The organism is Shigella sp. FC1967 (assembly GCF_001743005.1).
Classification (GTDB): domain Bacteria; phylum Pseudomonadota; class Gammaproteobacteria; order Enterobacterales; family Enterobacteriaceae; genus Proteus.
On the sequence record NZ_MIIZ01000570.1, the window covers coordinates 1 to 7812 of the forward strand.

Consider the following 7812-nt stretch of genomic DNA (forward strand, 5'->3'; position numbering starts at 1 on the left):
TTTCCACTCAGTATCATGTCACTTGTCTTAACCTCCTTTTTTTTCTCATGCCGTCACTCTTCCTGAGGGCACTATTCTGGCGAAACAACAGAATATTGTGATTAATAACGGCACTGAAGTTTCATCCCTCGATCCGCACAAAGTAGAAGGTGCACCAGAAACGAATATTATTTTAAATTTATTAGAGGGATTGACCTATGTTGGACCGAATGGTGAAAGTATGCCTGGTGTTGCACAACGTTGGGAAACGGATGATAACAAGGTGTGGACATTTTATTTGCGAGAAGATGCAAAGTGGAGTGATGGCTCACCCGTTACCGCTGAAGACTTTGTTTATAGCTGGCGCCGAGTGGTAGATCCTAAAACAGGTTCACCTTATGCCAGTTATCTCGAATATGCTTATGTTGAAAATGTTGCAGATATTCTTAGTGGCAAAAAATCCCCTGAAACATTAGGTGTGAAAGCGATAGATCCTCATACTTTGCAAGTCCGTTTAACCAAGCCAATTCCTTACTTAGTTGATATGGTCAGCCATACTCCATTAAAACCAGTTAAAAAAGAGATTGTTGAAAAATATGGTGTAAATTGGACTCGCCCAGAAAACTTTGTTGGTAATGGTGCTTATGTTATTGAAGATTGGGTTGTAAATGAAAAGATCACTTTAAAACGTAATCCACTTTATTGGGATAATAAAAACACCATTATTGAACAAGCCACATTTTTACCAATTAGCTCAGAAACCAGTGATATAAATCGCTATCGTAGTGGTGAAATAGATATCACTAATAGCGCTATTCCTCCTGTTCTTTATAGAAAGATGAAGCAAGAGCAGCCAGAGAATTTACATGTCACACCGTATTTATGTACTTTCTATTATGAATTAAATAATAAAAAAGCGCCTTTTGATGATCCCCGTGTTCGTGAAGCAGTGAAACTGACTCTTGATAGACAAGTGATTGCTGAGAAAATAATGGGACAAGGGCAAATACCCGCTTATTCATTTACTCCTTCTTTTATTGGTAATGGCAATTTTAAACCACCCAAATGGTCGTATTGGACACAACAACAACGTAATGAAAGGGCGCGTGAATTATTAAAAGAAGCAGGATTTGATGCACATAATCCACTGACTTTTACTTTGCTCTACAATACTTCAGATCAAAACAAACAGCAGGCAATAGCGGCAGCATCAATGTGGAAAAAAAGTATTGGTGCAAATGTGACGTTGCAAAACCAAGAGTGGAAAACGGCATTAGAAAACCGTAATCAAGGAAATTACCAAGTCGCGAGGGCGACATGGTGCGCGGATTATAATGAACCAACCTCATTTTTAAACTCGTTTCTTTCCACAAGTAGCCTTAATACCGTCTTTTATGAAAATAATGATTACGATGATGCATTAAATAATGCCTCAATTGCCGTTGATAAAGAGGCTCGCCATCAGCTCTATCAACGTGCTGAAGCCCTGCTAGACAAGGATTCTGCGATAGTGCCTGTCTATTACCGTGTCAGTGTTAGATTGGTTAGTCCAAAAATAGGTGGATTTACAGGCAAAGACCCCTTTGATTATACGGACTTAAAGCGCTATTTTATAAAGGTAGATAACTAAAACTGGTAAATTATCGATTTTCTATAGTTATGTACGATTTGAATCTTCGACGTCATTTAAAAAGTAGCGAAACAATAAAAAGCTACATGAAAAAGATAGCGGCATAAAAAATTATAATGCTATCTGGCAATTAAGCACAGATAGCAAATAAGCAAGATTTATTTATTTTTTGTAAAAACAATAAGTTGTGTAAACCGTTCTAAAACACAACCGAACATCACAGAATGGTTGTCTAACAACCAACTCACTAACTGGGAGTACTTTATAAGATGAGTCATTTAACTAAAAAGAGTGCGTTGGCGATTGCAATAAGTGCAATCTTTGGATTGTCAGCGCTAACGGCTAACGCCGCAGTTGTTCCTGATGGGGTGAAATTAGCTGAAAAACAAGTCCTTGTACGTAATAATGGCTCTGAGCCACAATCGCTTGATCCTCATAAAATCGAAGGCGTACCTGAATCTGCATTAGCACGTGATCTCTTCGAAGGCGTTACGATTGTTGGACCAGATGGCGAAATTCTACCAGGCTCTGCAACTAGCTGGGAAAATAAAGATTTTACTGTTTGGACATTTAAAATTCGTGAAGGTGCTAAATGGTCAAATGGTGACCCCGTTACAGCACAAGATTTTGTTTATAGCTGGCAACGTTTAGCCGATCCTAATACGGCATCTCCTTATGAAAGCTATCTGCAATATGCACATATCGTGAATATCGACGATATTATCGCAGGTAAGAAAAAAGCCACAGACTTAGGTGTTAAGGCATTAGATAACAACACATTAGAAATTACTTTATCTGAAGCGGTGCCTTATTTACCAAAACTATTAGCTCACTCCTCCATGTCGCCAGTTAATCAAAAAGTGATTGAAAAATTTGGTGAAAAATGGACACAACCCGCTAATTTCGTCGGCAACGGCGCTTATAATTTAAAAGATTGGACAGTCAACGAACGTATTGTTTTAGAGCGTAGCCCGACATATTGGGATAATAAAAGTACTGTTATAGATAAAGTCACATTTTTACCTATTTCATCAGAAGTGACTGACGTAAACCGCTATCGTGCGGGTGAAATCGACATGACATATAGCAATTTACCGATCGAACTTTTCCAAAAACTGAAAAAAGAGATCCCAGATGAATTGCGTATAAGCCCATACTTATGTACATATTATTATGAAATTAATAATGAAAAAGCCCCATTTAACGATCCTCGTGTTCGTGAAGCGCTGAAACTATCAATGGACAGAGATATCATCACTTATAAAGTGAAAAACCAAGGTGATATCCCAGCCTATGGCTTTACCCCACCATTCACAGATGGAATTAAAGAGAGCAAACCAGAGTGGTTTGCGACTTGGACTCAAGAGCAACGTAATGAAAAAGCACGTCAATTGTTAGAAGAGGCGGGCTACAACAAAGCAAACCCACTGAAATTTAAACTTCTGTACAATACTTCTGATCTTCATAAAAAAAGTGGCAATTGCCGCTTCTTCAATTTGGAAGAAAAATTTAGGTGCAGAGGTGTCTCTTGAAAACCAAGAGTGGAAAACGTTCTTAGATACACGTCACCAAGGAACTTATGATGTTGCACGTGCGGGCTGGTGTGCAGATTATAACGAACCTTCTTCATTCCTAAACATGATGCTGTCTTACAGCAGTAACAACACGGTTCACTATAAAAACACAGAATTTGACGCATTGATCAAAGAATCTTTACGTGTGAAATCTGATGACGAACGTGCCGCCATTTATCAAAAAGCTGAAGGCGTATTAGATAAAGATTCGGCGATTGTTCCGCTTTACTACTATGTAAACACCCGTTTAGTTAAACCTTATGTGGGTGGTTATTCAGGTAAAGATCCATTAGATAATTTACATACTAAAGACTTGTACATTATTGCTAAGTAATCGGGCGAGACCTTGTCTGCTTAAGACAAGGTCTTTTTATCGTCACGCCTGAATAGGTTTGTGTTATAGGAACGGGCAATGCTCAAATTTATATTTCGTCGCTTTTTAGAAGCGATACCGACTCTATTTATTCTAATAACGATTTCGTTTTTTTATGATGCGTTTGGCACCCGGTAGCCCTTTTACGGGGGAAAGAAACTTCCACCGGAAGTTATGGCAAATATTGAAGCGAAATATCACTTAAATGATCCCATTTATAAGCAATACTTCGATTATTTAATTCAATTGTCGAAAGGGGATTTGGGGCCTTCTTTTAAATATAAAGACTACAGTGTAAACACCTTAGTCGGTAAAGCATTCCCTGTTTCGGCTAAATTAGGGTTGTCGGCATTTATTTTCGCTGTCATTTTAGGTGTGGGGGCAGGCGTGATAGCCGCACTGAATCAAAACACCAAATGGGATTATACCTCATGACTTTTGCCATGACGGGGGTTGTAATACCGAGTTTCGTTGTCGCACCATTACTGGTTCTTATTTTCGCTATCTCGCTAAGGTGGTTGCCGGCGGGGGGCTGGAATGGGGGAGCAGTGCAATATATGTTGCTACCTATGATTGCGTTATCGCTTTCTTATATTGCCAGTATCTCGCGTATTACCCGTAGTTCAATGATTGAAGTTTTACACTCAAACTTTATCAGAACGGCAAAAGCGAAAGGCTTGCCGATGAAAAGAATTGTACTGCGTCATGCTTTAAAACCTGCGTTGCTACCTGTTATCTCTTATATGGGGCCTGCATTCGTCGGTATTATTACGGGCTCTATGGTGATTGAAACTATCTTTGGATTACCGGGTATCGGACAATTATTCGTGAATGGTGCTTTAAACCGAGATTACTCATTGGTATTAAGTTTAACCATTATCGTAGGTGCATTAACGATTTTCTTTAATGCGATTGTCGATATTTTATATGCCGTTATTGATCCGAAAATTCGTTATTAATAGACACTGGAGCACGTTATGTTATCACTGAAAGAAAACAGCGAAGCTCTGGGGAATTTCTCGGAGCAGCTAGATATTGAAGGTCGTAGTTTATGGCAAGATGCTCGTCGTCGTTTTATGCACAATAAAGCGGCCATCACGAGCCTTGTATTGCTTTTCTTCATTATATTATTTGTTATTTTTGCCCCTATGTTATCGCCTTTTGTTTATGACGATACTGATTGGGAAATGATGTCAATGGCACCTGATTTTGCCTCTTCTCACTATTTTGGCACGGACTCATCAGGTCGTGACTTATTAGTCCGTGTTGCGATTGGTGGACGTATTTCATTAATGGTGGGTATTGCAGCAGCCTTTGTTGCCGTAATTGTTGGTACGCTGTATGGCGCAATGGCAGGTTATATTGGTGGACGTGTTGACTCTGTGATGATGCGTTTACTGGAAATCTTAAACTCATTCCCATTTATGTTCTTTGTTATCTTATTAGTGACCTTCTTTGGTCAAAATATCTTACTGATCTTTGTTGCGATCGGAATGGTATCTTGGCTCGATATGGCTCGTATAGTAAGAGGACAAACCTTAAGCCTAAAACGCAAGGAATTTATTGAAGCTGCGTTAGTTTGTGGGGTGTCATCACGCAATATCGTGTTAAGACATATCGTCCCTAACGTACTGGGTGTGGTGGTGGTTTATGCCTCTTTATTAGTCCCTAGTATGATTTTATTTGAATCCTTCTTAAGCTTCTTAGGGTTAGGAACACAAGAGCCATTAAGTAGTTGGGGAGCACTATTAAGCGATGGTGCAAATTCAATGGAAGTTTCTCCTTGGTTGTTACTTTTCCCGGCTTCGTTCTTAGTTGTCACACTGTTTTGCTTTAACTTTATCGGTGACGGCTTACGTGACGCATTAGACCCGAAAGATCGTTAAGGAGAACAAAATGACAAATTCAACAAGCAAGTCGTTATTAAGTGTTAAAGATCTCTGTGTGACTTTTGGTACACCAGATGGTGATGTTACTGCCGTTAATAAACTCAACTTTGAATTAGCCGCTGGTGAAACCCTAGGGATCGTCGGTGAATCGGGTTCAGGTAAATCCCAAACCGCATTCGCATTAATGGGCTTATTAGCGAAAAATGGTCGCACAGCGGGTAGTGCAAACTTTAATGGTCGCGAGATCTTAAATCTGCGCCAAAGTGAATTAAATAAAATGCGTGCTGAAGAAATATCCATGATATTTCAAGATCCAATGACCTCATTAAACCCGTATATGAAAGTCGGTGCGCAGCTTATTGAAGTATTAATGTTACATAAAGGCATGAGTAAAAACGATGCTTATGCAGAATCAGTACGTATGTTAGATGCGGTAAAAATGCCAGAAGCCCATAAACGTATGAGTATGTATCCTCATGAGTTTTCAGGAGGCATGCGTCAACGCGTAATGATTGCTATGGCATTGCTCTGTAAGCCAAAACTTTTAATTGCTGATGAACCGACAACGGCACTTGATGTGACGGTTCAAGCTCAGATCATGACCTTACTCAATGAGCTTAAGAGTGACTTAAACACCGCGATTATTATGATCACCCATGACTTGGGGGTTGTTGCGGGTATCTGTGATAAAGTCTTGGTGATGTACGCAGGTCGTACCATGGAGTACGGTAAAGCGCGTGATATCTTCTATCAACCCTCACATCCATACTCTATTGGATTGTTACAGGCTGTTCCTCGCTTAGATGGTGAAGATGAACGACTCGCCACCATTCCAGGAAATCCGCCTAATTTATTGCGTTTACCAAAAGGCTGCCCATTCCAACCACGTTGCCAGTATGCAACAGAGCAATGCTTAACGAGTGAACCTCAATTAGCGCAATTTGCACAAGGGCGATTACGTGCCTGTTTTAAAGCGGTGGAGGAATTGGTATGACTCAAGCCACATTACAAGAGAGAAAAGTTATTTTAGAAGTAAATGATTTAAAAGTTTACTTTGATGTTCAAGATAATAAACAGTGGTTCTGGCAACCTAAAAAAAGCCTTAAAGCCGTTGATGGTGTCACATTACGTTTATATGAAGGTGAAACATTAGGGGTGGTTGGTGAATCGGGTTGTGGTAAATCGACATTTGCGCGAGCCATTATTGGATTAGTCAAAGCCTCTGGCGGTACAGTCACTTGGTTAGGCAATGATTTACTGGGAATGGGTAATAAGCAATGGCGCGATATTCGCCAAGATATCCAAATGATTTTCCAAGATCCGCTGGCCTCCTTAAACCCAAGAATGACGATTGGCGATATTATTGCTGAACCGCTTAAAACCTATCACCCTAAAATGAAACAGGCGCAGGTGGTTGAAAAAGTCAAAGCAATGATGATGCGAGTCGGATTATTGCCAAATTTAATCAACCGTTATCCTCATGAATTTTCAGGTGGACAATGTCAGCGTATTGGTATTGCGCGTGCGTTAATTTTAGAACCAAAATTAGTAATTTGTGATGAACCTGTTTCAGCATTAGACGTATCAATTCAGGCTCAAGTGGTTAACTTGCTGAAAGATATTCAAAAAGAGATGGGATTATCTTTGATCTTTATTGCGCATGACCTGGCAGTGGTAAAACATATTTCAGATCGTGTCTTGGTGATGTATTTAGGGCATGCAGTGGAGTTAGGAACCTATGATGAAGTTTATCATCATCCACTTCATCCTTATACTAAAGCGTTGATGTCAGCAGTACCTATTCCTGATCCCGATAAAGAGCGTAATAAGCACATTGATTTATTAGAGGGAGAATTACCTTCACCGATTAATCCACCATCAGGTTGTATATTCCGTACACGTTGTCCGATGGCAGATGAAGAATGTGCCAAAACACGACCTTTATTAGAAGGGAGCTTCCGCCATGCGGTCTCTTGCTTAAAAGTGGATCCGCTTTAAATTTTAATGAAAATTTATTAATGAATAAAAAGTCTGAAATTATTCAGACTTTTTTTTTACCTAAAAGATTGTCGTCAATTCTATGTTGTCTAATAGGTAAAAGATATTTTATTAAATTGTCTTGCTTTAATATTTATCGTATTTTTATTCAAAGAAAATTTAAACACATTGTTTTATTATTAATATTTTAATTATCAACCTATTAGAGTGTTTATTTTTAATATCAACGATATTTGCTCTTTTTAGGGACCCCCTACATATTGAAAAAGAATACAGTTTTTTAATGTGTTAGATGTAACTTAAATGAAATTTAAGTTTTTTTAATTGTAATAAAAAATTAATAAACATAAAGATTGATTTTTATCAATA

General features: G+C 38.8%; 4 protein-coding genes and 2 pseudogenes. All 6 read left to right on the forward strand.

All coding sequences use genetic code 11. The features are described 5' to 3' along the window. The first annotated feature begins 97 nt into the window (after window positions 1-97). Window positions 98-1609, forward strand: coding sequence for an ABC transporter substrate-binding protein (locus tag BHE89_RS05365; protein WP_286145917.1), 1512 nt, complete (start codon window positions 98-100; stop codon window positions 1607-1609). 269 nt (window positions 1610-1878) lie between these two features. Next, window positions 1879-3517: pseudogene (gene oppA, locus BHE89_RS05370) on the forward strand (oligopeptide ABC transporter substrate-binding protein OppA). A gap of 78 nt (window positions 3518-3595) precedes the next feature. Beyond that, window positions 3596-4515, forward strand: a pseudogene (oppB, locus tag BHE89_RS05375) (oligopeptide ABC transporter permease OppB). 18 nt (window positions 4516-4533) lie between these two features. Next, window positions 4534-5442, forward strand: coding sequence for an oligopeptide ABC transporter permease OppC (gene oppC / locus BHE89_RS05380; protein WP_069368990.1), 909 nt, complete (start codon window positions 4534-4536; stop codon window positions 5440-5442). Between the two features lie 10 nt (window positions 5443-5452). Next, on the forward strand, window positions 5453-6439 hold the full coding sequence (gene oppD / locus BHE89_RS05385; RefSeq protein ID WP_069368991.1) for an ABC transporter ATP-binding protein: 987 nt from the start codon (window positions 5453-5455) through the stop codon (window positions 6437-6439). Next, complete coding sequence (oppF, locus tag BHE89_RS05390) at window positions 6436-7443, forward strand: murein tripeptide/oligopeptide ABC transporter ATP binding protein OppF (RefSeq protein WP_128860328.1); 1008 nt, start codon at window positions 6436-6438, stop codon at window positions 7441-7443. Before oppD ends, oppF begins: the two co-directional genes overlap by 4 nt. Window positions 7444-7812 lie beyond the last annotated feature (369 nt).

What these genes read in the sequence shown, in the direction of transcription:
- oppF (WP_128860328.1), top strand. Translation starts at nt 6,436, where the DNA reads ATGACTCAAGCCACATTACAAGAGAGAAAAGTTATTTTAGAAGTAAAT.
- oppD (WP_069368991.1), top strand. Translation starts at nt 5,453, where the DNA reads ATGACAAATTCAACAAGCAAGTCGTTATTAAGTGTTAAAGATCTCTGT.
- oppC (WP_069368990.1), top strand. Translation starts at nt 4,534, where the DNA reads ATGTTATCACTGAAAGAAAACAGCGAAGCTCTGGGGAATTTCTCGGAG.